This is a genomic window from Streptomyces sp. CC208A (assembly GCF_030010625.1).
Taxonomy (GTDB): domain Bacteria; phylum Actinomycetota; class Actinomycetes; order Streptomycetales; family Streptomycetaceae; genus Streptomyces.
This window is the reverse complement of sequence record NZ_JASCXN010000093.1, coordinates 1-1,552: the sequence shown is the minus strand read 5'-3', so window position 1 is coordinate 1,552 and position 1,552 is coordinate 1. Positions and strand designations below refer to the sequence as shown.

At 69.7% G+C, this 1,552-nt stretch carries 1 protein-coding gene; it reads left to right on the top strand.

What is annotated here, in order from left to right; all coding sequences use genetic code 11:
- Positions 1-498 precede the first annotated feature (498 nt).
- Positions 499-1,552 (top strand): Hsp70 family protein (locus QK442_RS36085; RefSeq protein ID WP_282698370.1); only part of this gene is annotated, 1,054 nt, incomplete at its 3' end.

Genomic DNA, 1,552 nt, shown 5'->3' with positions numbered 1-1,552 from the left:
CTGGTATCCGTCCTCCAAGACCTGTTCCGGGTGCGGCGCGGTGAAAGCCAAGCTGCCGCTGCACCTCCGGACCTACCAGTGCGACGTGTGCGGCCTGGTCATCGACCGGGACGACAATGCCGGACTCAACCTCGTCGCCCTCGCGGCGCCCCGCACGACCGGTACCGGAGTGGCCGGAGACCGGGACACCCCCAGCGGGTGTCGAAGCCTCGTGGAGCCGACCACAAGACCCGCACCACCCGCCCCGGCCACGCGGCCGGGGCGGGGCGGGCAGGCGGCGCAACCCTGCCGCACCAGCGGCAGGAGGAAGCGAGAGACCGTCCTCAAGCCGAAGCCCTCACGCTCCGGTGACGAGACGGACCTTCCGGGCCGAAAAGCCCGGAATGCTGAGAGCCACCGAGACTCTGAGCAACGGCATGCCGGGCTCCGCGCGGGGAAGGAGCGGGAGGTACAGGCAGCGTCCTACGGCACGCTCTCGTCCATGCTGGGGAGGCCGACATGGCTCGCTCGGTCGGTATCGATCTGGGAACGACGAATTCGGTGGTGGCCGTACTGGAGGGCGGTGAACCGACCGTCATCGCGAACGCGGAGGGTGCGCGGACCACACCGTCCGTGGTCGCCTTCGCCAAGGGCGGCGACGTGCTCGTCGGCGAGCTGGCCAAACGCCAGGCCGTGACGAACGTGGACCGCACGGTACGGTCGGTGAAGCGGCACATGGGCGAGCCGGACTGGCGGTTCCCCGCGAGCGGCGAGGTGGACGGCCGGCGCTTCACCGCGCAGGAGATCTCGGCGCGGGTGCTGCAGAAGCTGAAGCGCGACGCCGAGAGCTATCTGGGCGAGGACGTGACGGACGCGGTGGTCACCGTTCCCGCGTACTTCGACGACACCCAGCGCACGGCGACGAAGGAGGCGGGCGAGATCGCCGGCCTGAAGGTGCTGCGGATCGTGAACGAGCCGACCGCGGCCGCCCTGGCGTACGGCCTCGACAAGGAGAACGATCAGACGGTCCTCGTCTTCGACCTCGGCGGCGGCACCTTCGACGTGTCGCTCCTGGAGATCGGCGAGGGCGTCGTCGAGGTGAAGGCCACCAACGGGGACACGCGTCTCGGCGGTGACGACTGGGACCAGCGGGTCGTGGACCATCTCGTCACCCGATTCAAGAACGGGTACGGCGTGGACCTGTCGAAGGACAGGATGGCGGTGCAGCGGCTGCGCGAGGCGGCCGAGAAGGCGAAGATCGAGCTGTCCTCCGCCACGGAGACCACGATCAACCTGCCCTACATCACGGCCGCCGCCGAGGGCCCGCTGCATCTGGAGGAGAAGCTCACCCGCGCCCAGTTCGAGAAGATGACGGAAGACCTCCTGGAGCGCTGCAGGACGCCGTTCCACCAGGCGGTGGAGGACGCCGGGATCGACGTGGCCGCGGTCGACCACGTGATCCTGGTCGGCGGCTCGACCCGGATGCCCGCGGTGACCTCCCTGGTGAGGTCGCTCACCGGCAAGGACCCGCACAAGGGCGTGAACCCGGACGAGGTCGTCGCCATCGGCGCCA